Consider the following 20,535-nt stretch of genomic DNA (forward strand, 5'->3'; position numbering starts at 1 on the left):
TCTTCTCCTGTGCTCTTTTCCGGCCAAGGATGACCATCCTGCCTCACGCGGTCACCGGGATTAGATAGCGCACTCACTCCCACTTCCTGCCGGAAAAACCGGGGCACTGCCTGAAATGCCACAAAAACCGAAGGGTCATTTCACCCCTCTGAAGCCACCCGAGAGTGCGCCCACAATAACCACTAAAATCGCGCGGTTTTGTGGAATAAAAAATAGTGATAAATGGCCCAAAAAACCATTTTAGGACCAACCATAATCGCCAAACTGGACACAACCAGAATGGCCTAATGGCGGTCGTTACGGCGGAACCGGCGCAAACAAACCCTGCTGATCAGTCACTTGAGATGCGACGCACGCACGGCACGATTTTTCCCGACACGTCACCCCGGCGTTTCTGGAAAAACAATCGGGGGTTGTACCGGACACCGGCAAATATGCTAAGAAGAAACGAAACAAATCATCCGAACATCACTGAATATTAAGTAGATAACCTTTTTCTAATTAACCAGACAACGGCTTCCGATTCCGTCCACCCGCATTCCGAGAGCTTTACAAGCCAAGGAGGGCCACAATGATGTGGAAAAGACTGCTACTGGCGCTGACCACCCTGTTTACGGCGGTGGGAGCCGCCGCGCAGGAAGGAGCGAGCGCCTTCAACATGACCCGAGGGGTCACCGAGATCAGCCGCGACGCCTTCGACATGCACATGCTGCTGCTCTGGATATGCGTCGCCATCGGCGTCGTCGTCTTCGGCATCATGACCTGGTCGCTGATCCGGCATCGCAAGTCCCGCGGCGCCAAGGCAGCCAAGTTCTCGGAAAACACCGCTGTCGAGATCATCTGGACCGTTATCCCGGTCCTGATTCTCGTCGGGGTGGCCGTTCCCGCCACAGCAGTCCTACTGAAGACCAACGCGGCAGCACCCGAGCCCGACGTCGTGGTCGATGTCCACGGTTCCCAGTGGAAATGGGAATACGTCTATCCCGAAGAAAACATTTCCTTCGTGAGCAACCTGGCCTCGGCCAGCCGCGATGCCAGCCAGCTCAACGCCGAGGACAACCCGGCGGACAACCCCAACTACCTGCTGGACGTCGACAATCCCCTCGTCGTGCCGACAGGCAAGGACGTTCGCCTGCGCATTACCAGTGACGACGTGATCCACTCCTGGTGGGTCAAGGAGCTGGGCTTCAAGCGGGACGCCGTTCCCGGCCAGTTCAACAACGCCGACATCCGTATCGACGAACCGGGGACCTACCGCGGTCAATGCGCCGAGCTCTGCGGGTCGGGGCATGCCTACATGCCCGTCGTCGTGGAAGCGGTAACGCCCGAGGCCTACGAAGAGTGGGTAGCCCAGAAACAGCAGGCCGCGGCAAAGGCAGCGGAGCAGGCTTCGGCTCCCTACAACTTCGAGGTGGCCATGAAGCAGGGCAAGAATGTCTACGAATCGGCCTGCGCCTCCTGCCACCAGACGAACGGCAAGGGCATCGAGGGCACCTTCCCCGCCCTGGAAGGCGGCAAGATCACCACCGGTCCGGTGGAAGGCCACATGAAAATCGTGATCCACGGTAGTGAGAAGAACCCGGTCATGCAGGCCTACGGCGACAAGCTGAGCAATCGGGAGCTCGCGGCCGTGATCACCTATGAGCGCAATGCCTGGAGCAATGACACCGGTGACCTGGTCACCCCGCAAGCAGTGGAGGCGGCACGATGAGTCAAACAGCGGATTCTGTAGTCGATCACATCGAACACGAACACAGTCATCACGGGCCGCGTAAAGGCCTGCTGCGCTGGCTGCTGACCGTCAACCACAAGGACGTCGGCACCATGTACATGGTGCTGGCCCTGGTCGCGCTGCTGGTCGGCGGTGTCATGGCACTGGTGATCCGGGCCGAGCTGTTCCAGCCGGGCCTGCAACTGACACAGCCTCAGTTCTTCAACTCGCTGACCACCATGCACGGCCTCACCATGATCTTCCTGGCGATCATGCCGGGGCTCACCGGCCTGGCCAACTGGATGGTGCCGCTACAGGTCGGCGCGGACGACATGTACTGGCCGCGGGTCAACAACTGGGCGTTCTGGATGCTACCGCCGGCGGCGATCATGCTGTGGATCGGCTTCTTCATGCCGCAGGGCGCGCCCGGCGGGGGCTGGACCCTGTATGCGCCGCTCTCGTCCACCTACGCCCCGCCATCGATCGACTGGGTGATCATGGCGATCCACATCATGGGCATCTCCTCGATCCTGGGCGCACTGAACATCATCCTCACGATCCTCAAGATGCGCACCAAGGACATGCGCCTCTGGGACATGCCGCTGTTCACCTGGACCTGGCTGATCACCGGCTTCCTCCTGCTGCTGGCGATGCCGGTGCTGGCGATCGCGGTCACCATGCTGCTGACCGACCGGCACCTGGGGACCAACTTCTTCGAGGCCGCGGCCGGCGGGGACCCCGTGTTGTTCCAGCACATCTTCTGGTTCTTCGGTCACCCCGAGGTGTACATCATGATCCTGCCGGCCTTCGGCATCGTCTCGGAGATCGTGCCGGCCTTCAGCCGCAAGCCGCTGTTCGGTCGCACCTCGATGATCTGGGCCGTGATCGCGATCACCTTCCTGTCGGCGATCGTCTGGGCGCACCACATGTTCACGGTGGGCCTGCCGGTCGAGGCACAGGTGCTGTTCATGTACACCACGATGCTGATCGCGATCCCGACGGGGATAAAGATCTTCAACTGGGTCGCCACCATGTGGCGCGGGTCGATGACGTTCGAGGCGCCCATGCTCTGGGCACTCGCCTTCATCTTCCTGTTCACGATCGGCGGCTTCTCCGGGCTGATGCTGGCCGACGTGCCGGCTGACTACCAGTACCACGACACCTACTTCGTCGTGGCGCACCTGCACTACGTCGTGGTGACCGGCTCGCTGTTCGCGATCATCGCCGGGATCTACTACTGGCTGCCCAAGTGGACCGGCCACATGTACAACAGCGCGCTCGCCAAGTGGCATTTCTGGCTGTCGGTGATCTCGGTGAACGTCACGTTCTTCCCGATGCACTTCGCCGGTCTGGCGGGCATGCCTCGCCGGATTCCCGACTACCCGCTGCAGTTCATGGACTTCAACATGATCTCGACGGTGGGCTCGTTCGTCTTCGGCCTGTCCCAACTGCTGTTCATCTGGCTGGTGATCCAGACCATCCGTGGCGGCAAGAAGGTCGGCAACCGCCCCTGGGACGGGGCAAAGGGCCTGGAGTGGACGCTGCCCTCGCCGCCGCCGTACCACACCTTCACGACGCCGCCGTCTCGCCAGACGGTGCATGAAGAAGGCCCGCACGGCTACCACTGACGCGAACCCGGAACCACTCGGCAACAGGCGCAGTGAACGGACTCTCGACGCCAATGAGTGACATCCGCGGCAGCGCCGCTTGGCAAGAGGCGAACATGGCAATGGCCAGGGACAACCGAACGGCTGACCTTCCCGGTGGGACCGCGTCGACGACGCAGACCAGCCGCGGGGGGCGTCGTTTCCGTCCTGCCCTGGTGCAGACCCTCGGGACGCTGATTCTGCTGCCGGTCTTTCTTGGCCTGAGCTTCTGGCAGATGGAGCGTGCCGCGGAAAAGGATCACCTGCTCGAGGCCGAATCGGCAGCCCGGCATGCCTCGCCGGTGCCCGTCGACTCGCTCGGTCCGACCGACGTGCCGTTGCATGCGCGGGCCAGCGGCCGGTACGACGAGCACCTGTTCCTGCTCGACAACCGGGTCCGGGACCGGCGCGCGGGCTACGAGGTGCTGGCCCCGTTGCGCCTTGCCGACGGGGCTGCCGTGCTGGTCAACCTGGGCTGGGTGGCCCAGGGGGCGAGCCGCGAGCAGCTGCCGACCGTCGAGGCGCCGTCGGGCACCGTGGAAGTCACCGGCCTGGCCATGACGCCCGAGCCGCCACCGTTCGCGCTGTCCGATCGCGAGACCTTCGCCCCGGGCTGGCCCAAGGTGGTGCAGACCGCAGTGCCCGCCACGCTGGAGCAGGAACTGGGCTATCGACTACGCCCGGTCGTGCTCTACCCCGACGGGTCGGACGTGGCGGCACACAAGGTCAAGGTCATGCATGACTTCGGTCCGTCGCGGCACCACGGCTACGCGGCGCAGTGGTTCGGATTCGCAGTGGTACTGGTGATTGTTTACCTGTGGCACGGCCTGCACCGGGGCCGTCAAAGGAGAAACGAGGAATGGAAGCAGTAATGACGAATGGAAACCGGCGGCAATGGATGATCCCGCTGGCCCTGGCGGCGGTATTCATTCTGCCGCTGGCAGCCTCATGGACCATGTACAGCCTTCAACCATTCGAGAAACGGGGCGGGCTCGAACACGGGGAATTGCTCACCCCTGTCGAGCGGGTACCCGTGTCGGGGTTGAGAACGCTCGATGGCGAGCGCGTTGATGTGAGCCGGTTCCAGGGGAAATGGACGTTGCTCTATCACGTGCCGGGCGGCGAAAACACCGTGGGCTGCGACGCCGACTGCCGTTCGCTGATGGACACCCTCCGCCGGGTACGCCTTGCCCAGGACGAGGGAATGCGTGCCGTGCAACGCGTGCTGCTCGAGCCTGCCGGGTCCGCTCGCCCCGCTGCATTCGACGACGGACTGCAGGTGCTCGAAAGCCAGCAATGGCCCAAGGCAAAAGGCGCCGTCTACATCGTCGATCGGCAGGGATTCCTGGCATTGCGCTACGACGCCGGGTTCGATCCGCAGGGATTGCTGGACGATCTGGACCGCCTGCTGCGCCTGGCCGGGGAGGGTTGATGTGATGGATCACCAGTCCGCCCGACAGCGCAAGGCAACCCACGGCGATGGCCGCGTCTATCGCCGGCTGACCTATCTCGCCACGGCATTGGCCCTGGTGGTGGTCGTGCTCGGCGCCTGGGTCCGCCTGACCGACGCCGGTCTGGGCTGTCCCGACTGGCCCGGCTGCTACGGCCACCTGACGGTGGGCGCGGCCCAGGCCAACGAAAGTCAGGTCAACGCCATGTACCCCGACCAGCCGCTGGAGGCCGGCAAGGCCCTCAACGAGATGGTGCATCGTTATGCCGCCGGCACGCTGGGCCTGCTGATCCTGATGCTGGTCGGGATCGGCTGGTGGTACAAGCGCCATCGCGCCCTGTTGTCCACCCTCGCCGCCCTGGTCGTGTTCCAGGCCCTGCTCGGCATGTGGACCGTGACCATGCTGCTCAAGCCCCTGGTGGTGACGGCCCACCTGCTCGGCGGCATGACCGTGCTGTCCATGCTCTGGTGGATATGGCTCGACAATCGCCACCGATGCCTGCGCACGGCCGGGGCGCTCCAACTCCCGAAATCATCGGTGACACCGGGCATGCGCTGGTTCGCCCTGGTCGGCCTCGTCTTGCTGATCGCCCAGATATTCCTCGGCGGCTGGACCTCCACCAACTACGCCGGTCTGGCCTGCAGCGGCTTTCCCACCTGCAACGGGCAATGGTGGCCGGATGCCGACTACAGCTCCGTCTTCGGGCTGCACGAAGTAAATGACCTCCACGGCCCGGGCCTGATCGCCACCCAGTGGCTGCATCGGCTGGGCGCGCTGGTGGTATTCGTCGCCCTGTTGGCGCTGACGATCAAGGTCAGCCGCATCGCGCCACGGTTGGCGCTGGCCATCGGCACCCTGCTGGGCGTGCAGATCTCGCTTGGTATCGGCAACGTCCTGTTCGGCCTGCCGCTGGCGATGGCCGACGCCCACAACGCGGTCGCGGCACTGCTGCTGCTCGCGGTCCTCGCGCTCAATCATCACCTCAATCATCCGCTGACCCCCGCGATGGGTCAGGCACCGAAGGGAGTGTGCACATGAATGTTCGAGCCCAGACGGTTGCTGCTATCGGCGCCTTCCCGTGGCGCAGCTACGTAAAGCTGTGCAAGCCCAAGGTCGTCTCGCTGGTGGTGTTCACGGCACTGGTCGCCATGCTGCTGGCCGCGCCGCCGGGGGATCTGCCTTGGACGCTGCTCCTGGCCGGCACCATCGGCATCACCCTTGCCGGCTTTTCGGCGGCGGCGTTCAACCACGTCGCCGACCGGGAGATCGACGCGGCGATGGGCCGAACCAAGGCGCGGCCGCTGCCCACCGGTGATGTCTCGAGAACCGCAGCCACAATATTCGCCGCCCTGCTGGCGACGGCATCGCTGGGGCTGCTGTGGTTCGCGGTCAACCCGCTCACCGCGGTACTGACCCTGCTCACCCTGATCGGCTACGCCGTGGTCTACACCCGTTACCTCAAGTGGATCGGGCCGCAGAACATCGTGCTCGGCGGCGCCTCGGGCGCGGCACCCGCCCTGCTGGGCTGGACGGCCGTCACCGGCGCCGTCGGCTGGGAGGCCATCGCCCTGTTCCTGATCATCTTCGTCTGGACGCCGCCGCACTTCTGGCCGCTGGCCATCGCCCGACGCGCGGAGTACGCCGCCGCCAAGGTGCCGATGATGCCGGTCACCAACGGGGTGGCGCACACCAAGCGTCAGACCCTGTACTACGCGATCGCCCTGCTGCCGGTCAGCCTGTTGCCGGTGGCAGTAGGCATGAGCGGCCCGGTTTACCTGGTCGGCGCGACGCTCCTGAGCGGCAGCTTCATCCTGCGCGCCTGGCGGCTGCTGCACGTCGACAGCGATCAGCAGGCGATGAAGCTGTTCGGCTTCTCGATCACCTACCTGACCGCCCTGTTCGCCCTGATGCTTGCGGATCACTACCTGCCGCTCGGTTCCGTGCCGGCGGTGATTGGCTAGGCTGACGGGCTGAAGGGGCACCGACCATGACGCTGCCCACCGTACTCGAGGAAGCCGTCGCCTTCCTCCAGCCGTACGAGTTCTCGCCCACGGTACTGCTGGCCTGCCTCGGTGCCGCCCTGCTCTACCAGCGCGGCTGGCGTCGGGCCGGTGGCGGTTTCGGCCAGGCACTGATGTTCTGGATCGGGCTGCTGGGCATGTACGTCATGCTCCAGACCCAGTTCGAGTACTACGCCCAGCACAGCTTCTTCATGCACCGCCTGCAGCATCTGGTGCTGCATCACGTCGCCCCGTTCCTGATCGCCGTCTCGGCGCCGGCCGCGATCCTCGGGGCCGGCCTGCCGGAGGGCATCCGCCGCCTTGTCGTGGCACCGCTGCGACGCAACCAGGTCCTGCAGTGGCTGTATGCCGCCATCCAGGAACCGATGGTGGCCGGCGCCATCTTCGTCGGCCTGATCTACTTCTGGCTGATCCCGTCGGTGCACTTCTACGCCATGCTCAACGTGCCCCTCTACAACACGATGAACTGGGGCATGGCGATCGACGGGCTGTTGTTCTGGTGGATGATCTTCAACCTGCGCGTGCCCGGCAGCAGCGACATGCGCCACTACGGCTATCGCCTGCTGGTGCTGTTCCTGGTGATGTTCCCGCAGATCGCCCTGGGCGCATTCATCGCCCTGAGCGACCACGACCTGTTCGGCATCTACGCCGCCTGCGGGCGCATCCTGCCGATCACCCCGCTGGTGGACCAGGCGATCGGCGGGCTGCTCACCTGGGTACCCGCGGCCATGATGAGCTTTGTCGGCGGACTGGTGCTGATTTATCGCTGGAACCGCCAGAGCCGGCAGGGCGAAAACCCCGTCTCCCCCACCCTTGGCTGCGCGAGGTAAAAGCGTGTCGCGACTCAAGAACCTTCTGACCATTTGCCTGCTCCCGCTGGTGCTGCTCGGCTGCAGCGAGGAGCCACCGGGCGGCTGGCACGGCCACGACATCACCGGCGTCATGCCGGATCTCGAGTTCGAACTGACCGACCACACCGGCCAGCAGGTCACCGAGGAGGAGTACCGCGGCAAGGTCACCATGATGTTCTTCGGCTACACCAGCTGCCCGCACGTCTGCCCGGTCGCGCTGCGCAAACTGGCCGCGGCGACCCGGGAGCTGGGCGAGCAGGCCGACCGGGTCGAAATCCTGTTCGTGGCCGTGGACCCGGCGCGCGACAAGAAGGTGCTCGACGAGTACGTCGCCGGCTTCAACCCCAATCTCGTCGGCCTGACCGGTACGCAGAAGCAATTGAAAGAAGTCGCCAAGCGTTACCGCGTCGCCTTCAGCTACGAGGAGCCGCAGGAAGACGGGTTCTACATCGTCAATCACAGTGGTGCGGTATTCGTCTTCGGCCCGCATGGCAAGACCCGCCTGCTGGTCGACGAGGAAACCAAGGTCGCCAATATCACCGAAGACCTCCGGCATCTGCTCGAGGAATCGAGCGGCTGAGTTGGCGTCGGCCCCGGCGAGATACAAGCTTTAATAAAGCGAAAAGCAGGCGGCCACCGATTGACCCGGTTCGCCGTTGAGTCAGGGCTCGTGGCGCGGGTCGATGGAGAATTGCGGCTTCTGGATGCGGATGTCTGGCTTGCGCACGGGTATGTCGGGCCGACGGAGTTTCGGTTGAGGCGCGGCATCGCGTACCAGCCAGTGATGGTAACCGCGGATGTCCTTCAACGAGGCCGACGTCTGAACGTCCACGTGGGCCCGGATGAGGGGCGCGGACGATCCGCCGCAGAAGCCCGTCCCGACAGTGCAGGAACCGAGCTTGGGAAAGCCGATGCCCTCGGGCGCTTGAGTCAGCCCTTGGGTCCGCCAGCCGCCGGCATTCATATGCGGGGGACGGGCTTGCGTGAGCGTATAGCCGATCATCGTCTGGAGATTGCGGACGGCGGTCACGACGGCACTGTCGTTGGTCTGGTAGGTGCCGATGTTGTGACCCTGCTCGTCAAAACCGTAAAAGAAGGCCGACTCGGGGATTCCCGCATTGATCCACAACTGCTTGACCTCCTCTAGGGTCGCGTAGCGGAACCCGGCAAACGCCCCGCCAGGCGCGAATTCGTTGCTTCCATCCGCGCCGATCATGTCGTTGTAGGACTTCGTCCCCGACAAGGGCAGTTTCAACCATGACAACCCGCTAACCGTGTCGTAGACGATCGCATCAGCTCCGAACGTCGAGTCGTTCTTCGGTTGCAGTTCGGCCAGCGCCGAACGGCCCGCCATGCTCGCCAACACCACGCCCAGTGCCACCATGACAATCCTGTTCTTGAGACTCATGTCCGTCTCCTCCCTTGACGTCCCCATTTTTCGCCAGGAACGCTGACCACTCGTGCCCGTTCCCTGGCGACGACTACCGGCTGGAGACTGGAAGCCCGCTCCATACCGGCGCAAGAACACTCATCGGGAGTCTAGACCCTTGTCGGCAGCGCTCTCACCCAATTATCGAGGGTACGAACAGCCACCTGCACCGTTCGGGTTGCCCGGACGGGAAACGTGCGACAACGCTGTGTTTTCTGCGGGTCCGCAACGGTGTCGACGAACAATCACCCCTCCGCCGGCTGCCCGATATCGCCCGGCGAGGTAGCATGGTCGCCACAAGCACGGCGTACCGCCTCGGCGCGGGTGGCCACCCAGTCCTCGGCATGCACTTCCTTGGCCACGCCCAATTGTTCGAGGCGGCCGCGCGGCTGTTCCTGGATACCCGAGATGATCACCCGCGCACCGCGCTGGGCGGCATCGTGCATGATGCGCTCCAGGATAAGGGCGGCGCTCACGCCCAGGTGGGGGACGCCCGAGAGGTCGATCACCAGGGTGTCGGCGTGATCAAGACGGTTCTGCTGCCTGGTGAGGGTCTGGGCAGCACCGAAGATCAGCGGACCGCTGAGGTCGAGCAACGCGACGCGGCTGCCGGCGTCGCTGAGCAGACGTTTCTCGTCGGCATCCAGGCCCTCGTAGTCACTTTCGTAGCCTTCCTCCGCCTTGCCCAGCACACGGACGTGCTCCGACTGCAGGTCGGACAGGCGACGAATGGTCAGGATGTTGGCGACGAACAGGCCGATACCCACGGCGGTGATCAGGTCGACGAACACGGTCATGGCGATCACGCCGTACATGATCAGCGCACCGCGGATCGACAGGCGGTGGGCGCGGCGCAGGAAGCCCCAGTCGATGATGTCGATGCCCACCTTGATGGCGATACCGGCGAGGATGGCCTTGGGGATGTTCTCCACCAACCCGCTGGCACCGAAGACCACCACCCCGAGCACCCCGGCGCGCACCAGACCGGACAGGGCAGAACGTGCCCCGGTCTGGATATTGACCACCGTGCCCATGGTCGCACCAGCGCCCGGCAGGCCGCCGAACATGCCCGAGGCAAGGTTGCCCAGGCCCTGGCCGACCAGTTCCTTGTCGGAGTTGTGTTCCTTGCGCGTCAGGCTATCGGAGATCACCGAGGTCAGCAGCGCGTCGATGGAGCCCAGCATGGCGAGCACCAGCGCGTTGATCACCATGGTCATCCAGTCCTCGGCGGAGAAACTCGGCATCACCAGCGAGGGCAGGCCCGAGGGGATCTCGCCGATCGCGCGGTAGTCACCGCTGCCGATGAACCACACTGCCAGTAGCGTGCCCACCACCAGAGCCAGCAGCTGGGGCGGCATGAAGCGCCGCCACGCCTTCGGCATCAGGAACAGAATGGCCAGGGCGACCACGCCGAGGATCAGCTCGCCCGCGTTCACCTCGGCGAACAGGCCCGGCAGCGCCTCCAGCGAGCCGAGCACCCCGCCACCGGGTGATGCGTGCCCCAACAGCCCGGGCAGCTGGATGATGATCAGGATCAGGCCGATGCCGGACATGAACCCCGAGATCACCGTGTAGGGCATCAGCGTGACGTAGCGCCCCAGCTTGAGCACCCCGAACACCACCTGGAATATGCCGGCGAGCATGACCGTGGTGAAGGCCATCGCCATGGCGTTCTCGGGTATCACCCCCGTGGCGGGGTCGGGGACCATCAGGGCAACGACGACCGCGGTGAACACGACGGTCATCGGCCCGGTGGGCTCGGAAATCAGGGTCGGCGTGCCACCGAACAGGGCAGCGAACAGCCCCACGAGCACTGCACCGTAGAGACCCGCTTCGGCGCCGGCACCCGACGCCACACCAAAGGCCAGGGCCATCGGCAGGGCCACGATCGCGGCCGTGACGCCGCCGAAGACGTCCCCTTTTACGTTACCGAAACCGATCTGGTTGAAAACCTGCATTCGTCCGCCCTTCTCGAACCGTCAGAAATATCGGCCGACACCATAGCAAGCCCAAACGCGTCCATAGATTGGATTTATCGCTGGGCGCCATAGACTCCGCCCTATGTTAGAAGGGCCTTACGGCCGTTGCAGTTAGCGGAAACGCGCTCCGAGGCGGGCCTTGTCGAACCATGGGAATCGGTCGTCGGGCATGGCGCTCGAGCCGGCAAGCAGGGAGACGGTCGCTAGCGAAGGATGGCCTGCTCGCTGACGTCCCCCGCTTGCAGGTCCTCGACCCGCCTCACGCGCCACAAGGCCCAGAAAGCGCTTCCCTCGATGGCACACCCCAACTGCCGCAGCCACTGCGCGACCTTGTGGTTGGAATTGTTCCAGAAGGCATACGGCTCGGGGTGCTCGACGAAGGTCAGACCGTAGACGGCGTTGTGCTTCGCGCTGGCGACGTGCGCCCGGTGTCGGGCATCGAGCGAGGAGCGCAATGTGGCGACGCGGTCGGTCGCCACCGGCACTTCGTGAATGTCCTGGATACCGACACGGAGCCCGCCGCGCACCCCCTCTCGCGTGGCCGGCTCGTGGGTGAGGCTGCGCCCCAGGCCCGCCCGGGTCGGCCAGAGCACGGCCCGGCTCGCTTCCACCCTTCCCGTGTCCACCTCGGCGTACCAGCCCCAGTCACCGAAGGCGTAGCGGACGAACCCCTCGGGATGCGGGAGCACCAGGCTGGAATGGCGGCCATGGTCCAGCACGAACACAGCCTGCGGGCGATCCACCGACGCCGGCGGCACGATGGTGGTAGCGCAGGCCCCCAACAACGAGACCGCCCCGCCGGCCACGATAATGTGCAAGAGCATCCGCGATACGCGCTGGAAAAATTCAGCCATGGCAGCTCGGCGACGCGGCCCTGCTCGTCAGGCAACGCGAGCGTCGGGGAAACAATGGGTTCGCCTCCATCGTAGGTCAGCGTCGGTCGAAAGGCGTTCCCGCTGCCTGTCTCGTCTCGCAGCAGGTGTCTATAGTTCGAGTGAACCGATCCCTGTTGCCAATCGCGTCGCCGGTGTCGCGGGATGCCCACCCAGGCCAGCCTGGAAGCGGCCTCCCGCACCGCGACCTCGAGGAATGCCGTCATGAACACCCTGGAATGGACCATCGGACCGGTCAATCTCGTCGACGCCCTGATCGCCTCGGGTATCGCGCTGGGCATCTTTGCCCTGCTCGTCCTCGCACAGCGGGTGCTGCTCAATCGTTGGGCAAGGTTCGCCGAAGGCACGAGCAACTCCATCGATGACGACCTGGTGATCGTATTGCGGCGTACCCAGTGGTGGTTCCTGCTCGTCGTCGGGGTCTCGATCGGCACGCTCTACTTCGACCTGCCCGCCCAGGGCGACCAACTCATCCGGTCGGCAACCGTGCTGGCTCTTCTGCTGCAAGCCGGCCTGTGGTCCAGCACGTTTCTCGTCCAGCGACTGGAGCGCTACCGGCTGAAACGACGCGAGACCGATCCCGGCAGCGAAATGACGCTCAGCGCGGTCGGTTTTCTCGGCCGCATCGCGCTGTGGTCGTTCATCCTGCTGCTCGCCCTGGACAACCTCGGCGTCAACGTCACCGCCCTGATCGCCGGGCTGGGCGTGGGCGGCATCGCCGTCGCCCTGGCGGTGCAGAACATCCTCGGCGACCTGTTCGCCTCCCTGTCGATCGTGCTGGACAAGCCGTTCACCGTCGGGGACTTCCTGATCATCGACGACCTGCTCGGCAAGGTGGAGCACGTTGGCCTAAAGACCACCCGCCTGCGCAGCCTGTCGGGCGAACAGCTGGTGTTTTCCAACTCCGATCTGCTGCAGAGCCGCATTCGCAACTACGGGCGGATGTACGAACGACGCGTGGTCTTCGAGATCGGCGTGACCTACCAGACCCCGCGGGACAAGCTGGAAATCATCCCCGCCATCATGCGCGAGGCGGTCGAGGCTTGCGAGGAAACCCGCTTCGACCGCTCCCACTTCAAGGCCTACGGCAATTTTTCGCTCAATTTCGAGACGGTCTACTTCGTGCTCACGGCGGACTACAACCGCTACATGGACGTCCAGCAGGCGGTGAACCTGCATATCCATCAGCGGTTCGAGGAGGAAGGCATCGAGTTCGCCTATCCCACCCAGACGCTGTTCATCGAATCACCCGCCAGCTGAGTCGCTCCCCGAGAGCCGAATCCCGAATGAGCCCGACACCGGAATGCCTCGTTCCATGTGGAAAGTTCTGACCGACAAGAAAGTGCTCTCCTGGGCCCTGTACGACTGGGCCAACTCGGCGTTTGCCGCGGTCATGCTGGCGAGCATCTTCCCGGTGTTCTTCAAGGAGTACCTGAGTGCCGGGCAGCCGGTCACCACCAGCACGTTCCATCTCGGGGTGGCCAATTCCATCGCCGGCGTGGTGATCGTGCTGCTCGCCCCGATCCTCGGCGCCATCGCGGATGCCGGCGAGGCAAGAAAACGCATGCTGCTCTCGTTTGCCGCCCTGGGGATGATCATGACCGCCTCGCTCTACGGCGTGGCACAAGGCGCCTGGTTCGCCGCGGCAACGCTGTACGTACTGGGCGTAATCGGCTTTATGGGCAGCGCGATCTTTTACGATGCCCTGATCGTCAAGGCGGCACGGCCGGAGCATTACGACCTGGTCTCCGGCTACGGCTATGCGCTCGGCTACCTGGGCGGCGGGATCCTGCTGAGCGTCGACATCCTGATGACGCTCTACCCGAGCTGGTTCGGCTTTGCCGACCGCATCGAGGCCGTGCGTTTCGCCTTTGTCAGCGTCGCCATCTGGTGGGCGGTGTTCACCCTGCCGCTGCTTTTCTACCTCCCGGCCGATCGGGCCGGCACGCGCATCGGCCTGAAGGATGCCGTCACGGGGGGCTTTCGCGATCTCTACGCCACCTACCGCGATATCCGGCAATACAGGGTGGTCTGGTTGTTCCTGGTCTCCTACTGGCTGTATATCGACGGCGTCGATACGGTGGTGCGCATGGCGGTCGACTTCGGCCTGTCCATCGGCTTCGACAGCCAGGACCTGATCGTGGCGATCCTGATCACCCAGTTTGTCGGCTTTCCCGCCGCCCTGCTGTTCGGGCTGCTCGGCGAGCGAATCGGCCCCAAGGCGGGGATACTGATTGCCCTGGGCGTCTATTTGCTGGTCACCGTCTGGGCCTACTTCATGCACCAGGTCCAGGAGTTCTACATGCTGGCCGTCGTCATCGGCCTCGTGCAGGGCGGGGTGCAGTCGCTGAGCCGCTCGCTGTACGCACGCATCATCCCGACCGACAAGGCCGGCCAGTTCTTCGGCTTCTACAACATGATGGGCAAGTTCGCCGCCGTGATCGGCCCGGGGCTGATCGGCACGGTGGCTTTCCTGACGGACAGCTCGCGCCTGGGGATCCTGTCGGTGATTGTCCTGTTCGTGGCCGGCGCCCTGTTGCTGTGGCGGGTCGACGTCAAGGAAGGCGAGCGCATCGCCCGCCAGGCATGAGATAACGGCGACACGCTTCGCTTAGCCCGTTCTGCCCTGCGCCGCTTCCCCCGGCTTTGAAAGCCGGGAACGTCGGAACTAATCTCGCCGAACGGCTCACGCTGAAAGCGCACTGAGCCGCCTTCCCTACCAGCCGGAGGAAACCGCGATGGACGCAGAGCAGATCAAGGCCAACTGGAACAAGGTCAAGGGCGACTTCAAGAAGCAATGGGGCAAACTGACCGACGACGACCTCGCCGAGGCCGAGGGCCATCGTGACTACCTGATCGGCAAGATCCAGGAACGTTACGGCATCGCCAAGGACGAGGCTCGCCAGCAACTGGACGAATTCGAGAAGAACCTCTGACGACCTCCGCGCCGGTCCGCCGACTAGTCGGCCGGCCCGCTCGCGCGGAACGCCTCGTGGAACCGGACCGTGCCCTGCGGGACGGCGCCGTCGAACGGCAGGACGAAAAAGGCCTCCGGCGGCACGCCCTCGACGACGAGACCGGTCGGGTGCTCGAAGCCGAAGCGCGGGTAGTAGTCCGGGTGGCCGACCAGGCAGCAGCCGCGAGCCTCCAGACCCCTTAATTCAGCCAACCCCTCGCGGATCAGCGCCGCGCCGATGCCCTGGCGCTGGTGTTCGGGCAGCACCGAGACCGGCCCCAGCCCGTACCAGCCGGGCGTGCCGTCGGAAACCGTCACCGGCGAAAAGGCGATGTGGCCGACCACCCGCCCCGCTCTCACCGCCACCAGCGAGACGCTCAGCGCCCCGGCGGCGCGCAGGGCCGCGACGATGTACTGCTCGGTGTGATCGCTGATCTCGAGTGTGGCGAAGGCGGCCTCGGTGACCGCGGCGATTGCCTCGCGGTCGGCCGGCGTCTCGGCACGAATGCTGACCGGCGCGTTCATCGCTCACTTACCCGGCGCGTTCATCGCTCACTTACCCGGCTCACGCACCGGCGAGGCGGCCGGCGCCCGCAGGGCATCCACAAGCAGTTCCACCACGGTGGCCCAGGCGATCCCCAACGCCACCCCCAACACGACGCCCGAGGGGGCCGCCCAGCCGGCCACGAGGGTGCCCAGCCCCACGGTGCCCAGCACGAAGGTGCCGAGTGCGGCGCAGGCCACCGCGGGCCGCCAGTTCGAGATCCGGAACGTGAACGCGGTGGTTTGAACCAGCAGTGCTGCCACGGCCGTGACCGCCACCGAAGGAAACTCCGCGTTGGGCACCAGCCCCACCAGCGCGAAGTGATCGAGAACATAGGCGCCGCCGGCCGCGGAGAGCAGCCCGACACCGATCCGAAGCGCCGCGCCCCACCCCGCTCGCCAGGAAACGAAGGCCATTACCGGGATCGCCACCCCGAGGATGCCCGGCCAGTAAAACGCCTGCAGGGCACCGCGCGCGATGGCGACGGACTGGTCGGTTCTCACCTCAGCGATCCATTCGAGAACCGGAAAGTCGATCAGCGCCAGGCCATCCACCGCCCAGGTGTGGCTGAGCACCAGGCCGACCGCGCCGGCGGCGCCGAACAGCGCGAGAAAGCTGAGCGTCAGGCTCAAGCCGTGGGCCAGGCTGGGGCTGAATCGCCGCGCCAGCCAGCGAAGACCGGGGGCGAGCGCCCGAACGACGCCCTCGGTGCCGGTCACCCGCAGGGCGACGAGGAATGCCTGCTCCACCCGCTGCCGGTTGACCGCGATGCGCGCGGCCACCCAGCGAATGACCAGCGCCATGATGAACAGGATCAGCACCAGGAAGGCGGCGGTCCCGGTGACCTCCTGCAGCACGTCCCAGGATGCCCCGAGCACCACGCCGAGCGTACTGAACGTGACCGCCCAGACCACGCTGGCCGGCACGTCGAACAACAGGAACCGGCGGTAGGGCACCTGCGAGGCCCCCGCGAGAAACGGCACGATGATCCGGGTGGGCGTGGACACCCGACCCAGCACGATCGCCCACTCCCCCCGGCGCTGCATGAAGGCCTGCACCCGCCGGATCGACGGGCCGAAGAAACGCTCCAACGGCCCCCACTGCAGCATTCGAGTGCCCCAGCGACGCCCGATATAGAAGCCGGTCGCGTTGCCCAGGAGCGTGGCCGAGATCACCACCCCCAGCAGCGGTCCCATCTCGACCTGACCGCGGGAGGCAAGGATTCCGCCGATCACCACGGCCAGCTCTCCGGGCGTGAAGAAGCCGAGGAAGAAGGCGGCTTCCGCCCAGCACAACACCCCCAGCACGACATAGACCGTCAGGGGCGAGAGCTCCAGGAACGACTGAAGAATCCTGTCGATGGGTCCACCCGTGTCCGGTTGAAGGGAAGCAAAAAAGTATAGCCAGTACCCACGGCGACGGCGGTCAACGAGTTACCGCGACCGGGGGGCACGTGAGAGCTACCTGTCTTGCCTGTGGGAGACTCGATCTGCCCGAAATGGTTTCCCTGGATGGTTTTGCGGGATGCCCCCTGAATCCAGTCGCAACCAGATGCCACGGCGCAAGTATCCGCCTGAGCCCGATGTGCCGGCGACTCAACCGAAGGCCCTCAACCGAAAGCGTTAAAGAACTGCCGCGCGACCCGGCCGCTGCGCACGCCGCGGGTCTGGGCGAACTTGATGGCCTCCGCGTGCAGCTCGTCACAGTCGCCCTGCCAGTCGCGGAAGTAGAAATCGACGATCTCGAGGTAGTCGGGCTGGCTGATCGGGTAGAACGACAGCCACAGGCCGAAGCGGTCGGAGAGCGAAATCTTCTCCTCGACGGCATCCGTGTGGTGCAGCTCGGTATCGACCAGCCGCGCGCCGTCGTTGTCGCTTGCCTGCTCGGGCAGCAGGTGCCGGCGGTTGGAGCTGGCGTAGACCACCACGTTCTCCGGTGGCAGCTCCAGCGAGCCTTCCAGCACGCGCTTGAGGCCCTTGTAGCGGCTATCGCCCTGCTCGAAGGACAGATCGTCACAGAAAATAACGAAGCGCTGTGGCAGGTCGAGCAACGGGTCGATGATCTCCGGCAGATCGCCCAGGTCATCGGCGTCCACCTCGATCATCCGCAACCCCTGATCGCCGTAGGCATTGAGCATCGCCTTGATCAAGGAGGACTTGCCCGTGCCGCGCGACCCCCACAGCAGCGCATTGTTCGCGCCGCGACCATGAAGAAAGCGCCTGGTGTTCTCCATCAACGCCGCCTTCTGGCGCTTGACGCCCAGCAACTGCTCGGGGACGACGGGATCGATCCGGTGCACCGGGCGCAGTCGTTGCGAACCGGCGCGCCAGATGGCCGCATGGGTGTTGTGCCAATCAATATCCGACATCAGCTAGCAGGATCGGTGGGAGTGAGACCTGAAATATACATGGCATAGAGCCCTCGAGCTGGGGACTCCCCTTCGCATTGCCAAGCGGCAGGGTGAGCGCCCTAGTTAGGCACCACTTCCCCTCGGCGGATCACGCTGTTGATCGACAACGTCCGGCCATTGAATCGAAGCCCGATCTCCCTGCCGTTTTCCGTCCCACTGATATGAAGATGCGGCTCGAGGCTGTTTCCCGAGTTGCCGATCTCGGCCAACGGTTGCCCCGCCGTAACGACCTCCCCCGGCGCCACCTTGATGCTGCCTCGCTTCAAGTGCGCCATGAAGACATCCGCCTCGGCACACTTCAACACGATGTAATTGCCCTCCGAACGCTCGGTGTCCGGGTGCCCCGGCGGGTTGTCCGGCCGGCCGTCGCGCACCCGGTCGATGCGTCCCCGGCACGGGCTATGAACCGTCTCGCCGTAGATCTCGTAGCCGCCCAATGCACGCGGGGCGATACCGTCCGCCCGGTTGCCAAAGCGGTTGAGCTTGACGATGTCGACAGCCTTCTTGTCGCCACTCAGGGTGTGGAACGGGTTGGTGACGGCACTGGCCCCGCCTTGGAGCACGTAGTAAGTGCCAGAGCCGAGCGGAAAATCGAGATCAAGCGTCTTGCCCGATGGGTAATGCGACGCGATCGCCAGCACGTTCAGCACCGAGAACAAGAGAAATATCGCAGCACGTAGGACAGTGATCCCGCTGCCGCGCGGCCGACCATGGGAGTTACCGCACCCGGTCCGGAAGTACAGGAACATCGAGACAACGGCGAATAGCCCAAGGAAAACGTACCGAAGGAAATAGCTTGTAAAGGCCCAGCTACCCGCGAGGAACGCGAAAGCCATGATGCTGCCACAAGCCAACACCAGCACTGCCCAAGTGAGCTTGTCCTGGCCTCCAAGGCAAATCAGCCAAATGAGAGCCGCACCTGAGAGGAGCAATGGGTAAGCCGCGAACACGATAGGAAGACTTTCACTCACGACGCTGACTCAATAGGTGCGTAACAGTGTGGTGAGGAATAGCTGACACACAGCGTAGGCCCGCCCGTATTCAGCCGCCTCTACCTCGGTCATCCGCCATCAGCTACCCGGAACGGAGAGCGGTGCTCGGATAAATATACATGGCAGGGAGTCATCGGGTTGGAGAGCCCCCTTCGCCTTGCCGAGCGGCCGGGGTGTCGCAGGGTCGGCGCAACAAGGACGTTGCGCCGAGGTTCGGCCGCGACAGGGAAGTCGCGTCGAACCGACCCGTCCGCGGCACCCCGGACGGGAGGGAAGCCCGCAGGGCCAAGGCGAGGGGTGCCGTTCTCTTTGGGTACTTTCTCTTGGGCAAGCAAGAGAAAGTGCCTCGCGCGCTGGACTGGGAACGATGAAGCAGCCGTACCAAGTAAAGAGCGTGCGAAACCGTTCCCACGTCTTTAAGCGTTCTGCCCGCCTCCTTCCTGCCGCTTATACCGCCGGTTTCGCTCCCGAAAAAATCCCTCTAAGGGAACACCAGCCGGGCCAAAAGCAATAGCCCCTCACCTTTCCAGTGACTTAGATAGGTCCGACCCCGCCCACGTGCAGCTGCTTCCACTGGCTGCGAACAAACCTTAGACGTCGTTACTCTGAAGAAAACAATTCAACTGATGCGCCAAGTCCTCGGCTTCATCGCTATTCAAATATGGAACCTTAATTGTTCTTGCCCAATAAAAATTCTTTCCAGTTATCTCTCTGACCTTACTAAAGGGCATGCCAACTATCGCGGAACCTCTTTTGGGAACTGGCGTAATAAATTCAACATCTCGATACAATGTATCGTACGCAGGTGACCTAACAGGACCATTCCTGACTCTTGCCGCGGCAACAATACCGGACCACCTATGCGAGAAAAACACGATATCTCCGGGGTGAACGTGTCTAACAAATCTTTTGGCATCACCAAAAGCGGCTACCCGATCCTGCTCCACCATGTACCAAATAGACTCCTCATCCCAGCTTCTATTTGTATCAAACAGAACCCCTTTGGCATCAGCCGGGTTTTTGTGTTTATCGTACGGCGGAGCAAAAAACTCAAAATAATACTCTCCGGCTAAATCGTATATCCTGTAGGGAAGGAAATTTATAGAAACCCCTTGCCGCCTCCAATAGTCCACGCCGTTTATGAGCCTTTCATCAGCAGCGCTACCAATAACCACAAGGTGCTGTTTCACGTTGATTGATCGTGGCTCTAATGCATGCTCGAGATCGAATGCTTCTTGATGCGCCTTGTGAAGTTCTACGTCTTGGCCGGAATACTTATGATATTTACTTTCCAACTGAGCATACGTCCATTGACCCGCTTCCTGGGCATACCTAAGAGCCTGATGCAAAGCCTCTTCACCTGCCAGCCCACGCTTGAGCTCAAATATTGTTAGATCACCCTCTTCGTTAAGAGCATAAATATCAGCTTCAGCCTGATACTTACGCTCTTGGAACACTGGCATCAGGCCGGCATCTTCAAAAAGAACGTCGAGAACGCTTCTAGCAACGAGGTCTTCCAAATCCTTCTCAAGCCTCCCAAGTGCCGAAAAATCTTTAAATGCGACGGGCGTGAGCTTGTCTAGATCATCGTTATCTGTGTTGAATTTATAAAGCATTTAAAGACCAACAACTCCCTTTTGGTTAAAACACAT

At 63.6% G+C, this 20,535-nt stretch carries 19 protein-coding genes; 11 read left to right on the forward strand and 8 right to left on the reverse strand.

Annotated elements, in window-relative coordinates; genetic code table 11:
• The first annotated feature begins 571 nt into the window (after window positions 1-571).
• Genes coxB through AWR35_RS01790 form a run of 8 tightly spaced genes read left to right on the forward strand, consistent with a single transcriptional unit; the run spans window position 572 to window position 8,260 of the window.
• On the forward strand, window positions 572-1,711 hold the full coding sequence (gene coxB / locus AWR35_RS01755; RefSeq protein WP_231723536.1) for a cytochrome c oxidase subunit II: 1,140 nt from the start codon (window positions 572-574) through the stop codon (window positions 1,709-1,711).
• Window positions 1,708-3,339: a cytochrome c oxidase subunit I gene (gene ctaD / locus AWR35_RS01760; RefSeq protein ID WP_058574250.1), complete on the forward strand. Its 1,632-nt coding sequence runs from the start codon at window positions 1,708-1,710 to the stop codon at window positions 3,337-3,339. The genes coxB and ctaD overlap by 4 nt, the downstream gene beginning before the upstream one ends.
• A 53-nt stretch (window positions 3,340-3,392) precedes the next feature.
• On the forward strand, window positions 3,393-4,229 hold the full coding sequence (locus AWR35_RS01765; RefSeq protein ID WP_082663843.1) for an SURF1 family protein: 837 nt from the start codon (window positions 3,393-3,395) through the stop codon (window positions 4,227-4,229).
• Window positions 4,217-4,789, forward strand: coding sequence for a hypothetical protein (locus tag AWR35_RS01770; RefSeq protein WP_156413898.1), 573 nt, complete (start codon window positions 4,217-4,219; stop codon window positions 4,787-4,789). Before AWR35_RS01765 ends, AWR35_RS01770 begins: the two co-directional genes overlap by 13 nt.
• 4 nt (window positions 4,790-4,793) lie before the next feature.
• The gene (locus AWR35_RS01775; RefSeq protein ID WP_058574253.1) at window positions 4,794-5,846 is read left to right on the forward strand and encodes a COX15/CtaA family protein; all 1,053 of its coding nucleotides are present in this window, start codon (window positions 4,794-4,796) and stop codon (window positions 5,844-5,846) included.
• Window positions 5,843-6,769 carry a heme o synthase gene (gene cyoE, locus AWR35_RS01780; protein ID WP_058574254.1) on the forward strand — a complete coding sequence of 309 codons (927 nt, stop codon included), beginning with the start codon at window positions 5,843-5,845 and terminating at the stop codon, window positions 6,767-6,769. The genes AWR35_RS01775 and cyoE overlap by 4 nt, the downstream gene beginning before the upstream one ends.
• A gap of 26 nt (window positions 6,770-6,795) precedes the next feature.
• Window positions 6,796-7,659, forward strand: coding sequence for a cytochrome c oxidase assembly protein (locus tag AWR35_RS01785; RefSeq protein WP_058574255.1), 864 nt, complete (start codon window positions 6,796-6,798; stop codon window positions 7,657-7,659).
• 4 nt (window positions 7,660-7,663) lie between these two features.
• Window positions 7,664-8,260 carry an SCO family protein gene (locus AWR35_RS01790; RefSeq protein WP_231723537.1) on the forward strand — a complete coding sequence of 199 codons (597 nt, stop codon included), beginning with the start codon at window positions 7,664-7,666 and terminating at the stop codon, window positions 8,258-8,260.
• 81 nt (window positions 8,261-8,341) lie between these two features.
• Here the strand turns inward: AWR35_RS01790 and AWR35_RS01795 are convergent, their stop codons facing one another.
• The 3 genes from AWR35_RS01795 to AWR35_RS01805 form a co-directional block, all read right to left on the reverse strand.
• Window positions 8,342-9,088, reverse strand: a complete 747-nt coding sequence (locus AWR35_RS01795) for a hypothetical protein (RefSeq protein ID WP_156413899.1) — start codon at window positions 9,086-9,088, stop codon at window positions 8,342-8,344.
• 266 nt (window positions 9,089-9,354) lie between these two features.
• Window positions 9,355-11,067 (reverse strand): SulP family inorganic anion transporter, encoded by a 1,713-nt coding sequence (locus AWR35_RS01800; protein ID WP_058574257.1) that lies wholly within the window; start codon window positions 11,065-11,067, stop codon window positions 9,355-9,357.
• Window positions 11,068-11,291: 224 nt separating this feature from the next.
• Window positions 11,292-11,942, reverse strand: a complete 651-nt coding sequence (locus AWR35_RS01805) for a hypothetical protein (protein WP_058574258.1) — start codon at window positions 11,940-11,942, stop codon at window positions 11,292-11,294.
• Window positions 11,943-12,185: 243 nt separating this feature from the next.
• On the opposite strand from AWR35_RS01805, the gene AWR35_RS01810 reads away from it, so the two are divergent.
• The 3 genes from AWR35_RS01810 to AWR35_RS01820 all read left to right on the forward strand — a co-directional run bounded on the left by AWR35_RS01810 (window position 12,186) and on the right by AWR35_RS01820 (window position 14,917).
• On the forward strand, window positions 12,186-13,241 hold the full coding sequence (locus tag AWR35_RS01810) for a mechanosensitive ion channel family protein (RefSeq protein ID WP_058574259.1): 1,056 nt from the start codon (window positions 12,186-12,188) through the stop codon (window positions 13,239-13,241).
• Window positions 13,242-13,284: 43 nt separating this feature from the next.
• The gene (locus tag AWR35_RS01815) at window positions 13,285-14,571 is read left to right on the forward strand and encodes an MFS transporter (RefSeq protein ID WP_058574260.1); all 1,287 of its coding nucleotides are present in this window, start codon (window positions 13,285-13,287) and stop codon (window positions 14,569-14,571) included.
• A gap of 148 nt (window positions 14,572-14,719) precedes the next feature.
• Window positions 14,720-14,917 (forward strand): CsbD family protein, encoded by a 198-nt coding sequence (locus AWR35_RS01820; RefSeq protein ID WP_058574261.1) that lies wholly within the window; start codon window positions 14,720-14,722, stop codon window positions 14,915-14,917.
• Window positions 14,918-14,940: 23 nt separating this feature from the next.
• Here the strand turns inward: AWR35_RS01820 and AWR35_RS01825 are convergent, their stop codons facing one another.
• The 5 genes from AWR35_RS01825 to AWR35_RS10560 all read right to left on the reverse strand — a co-directional run bounded on the left by AWR35_RS01825 (window position 14,941) and on the right by AWR35_RS10560 (window position 20,499).
• Complete coding sequence (locus tag AWR35_RS01825) at window positions 14,941-15,462, reverse strand: N-acetyltransferase (RefSeq protein ID WP_058574262.1); 522 nt, start codon at window positions 15,460-15,462, stop codon at window positions 14,941-14,943.
• Between the two features lie 27 nt (window positions 15,463-15,489).
• Complete coding sequence (locus tag AWR35_RS01830) at window positions 15,490-16,788, reverse strand: VTT domain-containing protein (protein WP_058574263.1); 1,299 nt, start codon at window positions 16,786-16,788, stop codon at window positions 15,490-15,492.
• A gap of 302 nt (window positions 16,789-17,090) precedes the next feature.
• Window positions 17,091-17,849, reverse strand: a complete 759-nt coding sequence (locus AWR35_RS01835) for an ATP-binding protein (protein ID WP_058574264.1) — start codon at window positions 17,847-17,849, stop codon at window positions 17,091-17,093.
• Between the two features lie 101 nt (window positions 17,850-17,950).
• Window positions 17,951-18,862, reverse strand: a complete 912-nt coding sequence (locus tag AWR35_RS01840; RefSeq protein WP_058574265.1) for a M23 family metallopeptidase — start codon at window positions 18,860-18,862, stop codon at window positions 17,951-17,953.
• A gap of 611 nt (window positions 18,863-19,473) precedes the next feature.
• Window positions 19,474-20,499, reverse strand: coding sequence for a hypothetical protein (locus tag AWR35_RS10560; RefSeq protein WP_082663844.1), 1,026 nt, complete (start codon window positions 20,497-20,499; stop codon window positions 19,474-19,476).
• Window positions 20,500-20,535 lie beyond the last annotated feature (36 nt).

Source organism: Guyparkeria sp. WRN-7 (assembly GCF_001641825.1).
In the GTDB taxonomy this organism is placed as follows: Bacteria; Pseudomonadota; Gammaproteobacteria; order Halothiobacillales; family Halothiobacillaceae; genus Guyparkeria.

Coding starts and splice junctions, on each gene's coding strand:
- cyoE (WP_058574254.1), top strand. CDS start 5,843: ATGAATGTTCGAGCCCAGACGGTTGCTGCTATCGGCGCCTTCCCGTGG.
- AWR35_RS01805 (WP_058574258.1), bottom strand. CDS start 11,942: ATGGCTGAATTTTTCCAGCGCGTATCGCGGATGCTCTTGCACATTATC.
- AWR35_RS01765 (WP_082663843.1), top strand. CDS start 3,393: ATGAGTGACATCCGCGGCAGCGCCGCTTGGCAAGAGGCGAACATGGCA.
- AWR35_RS01795 (WP_156413899.1), bottom strand. CDS start 9,088: ATGAGTCTCAAGAACAGGATTGTCATGGTGGCACTGGGCGTGGTGTTG.
- AWR35_RS01825 (WP_058574262.1), bottom strand. CDS start 15,462: ATGAACGCGCCGGTCAGCATTCGTGCCGAGACGCCGGCCGACCGCGAG.
- AWR35_RS01800 (WP_058574257.1), bottom strand. CDS start 11,067: ATGCAGGTTTTCAACCAGATCGGTTTCGGTAACGTAAAAGGGGACGTC.
- AWR35_RS01785 (WP_058574255.1), top strand. CDS start 6,796: ATGACGCTGCCCACCGTACTCGAGGAAGCCGTCGCCTTCCTCCAGCCG.
- AWR35_RS01770 (WP_156413898.1), top strand. CDS start 4,217: ATGGAAGCAGTAATGACGAATGGAAACCGGCGGCAATGGATGATCCCG.
- AWR35_RS01820 (WP_058574261.1), top strand. CDS start 14,720: ATGGACGCAGAGCAGATCAAGGCCAACTGGAACAAGGTCAAGGGCGAC.
- AWR35_RS01775 (WP_058574253.1), top strand. CDS start 4,794: ATGGATCACCAGTCCGCCCGACAGCGCAAGGCAACCCACGGCGATGGC.
- ctaD (WP_058574250.1), top strand. CDS start 1,708: ATGAGTCAAACAGCGGATTCTGTAGTCGATCACATCGAACACGAACAC.
- AWR35_RS01835 (WP_058574264.1), bottom strand. CDS start 17,849: ATGTCGGATATTGATTGGCACAACACCCATGCGGCCATCTGGCGCGCC.
- AWR35_RS01810 (WP_058574259.1), top strand. CDS start 12,186: ATGAACACCCTGGAATGGACCATCGGACCGGTCAATCTCGTCGACGCC.
- coxB (WP_231723536.1), top strand. CDS start 572: ATGATGTGGAAAAGACTGCTACTGGCGCTGACCACCCTGTTTACGGCG.
- AWR35_RS01815 (WP_058574260.1), top strand. CDS start 13,285: ATGCCTCGTTCCATGTGGAAAGTTCTGACCGACAAGAAAGTGCTCTCC.
- AWR35_RS10560 (WP_082663844.1), bottom strand. CDS start 20,499: ATGCTTTATAAATTCAACACAGATAACGATGATCTAGACAAGCTCACG.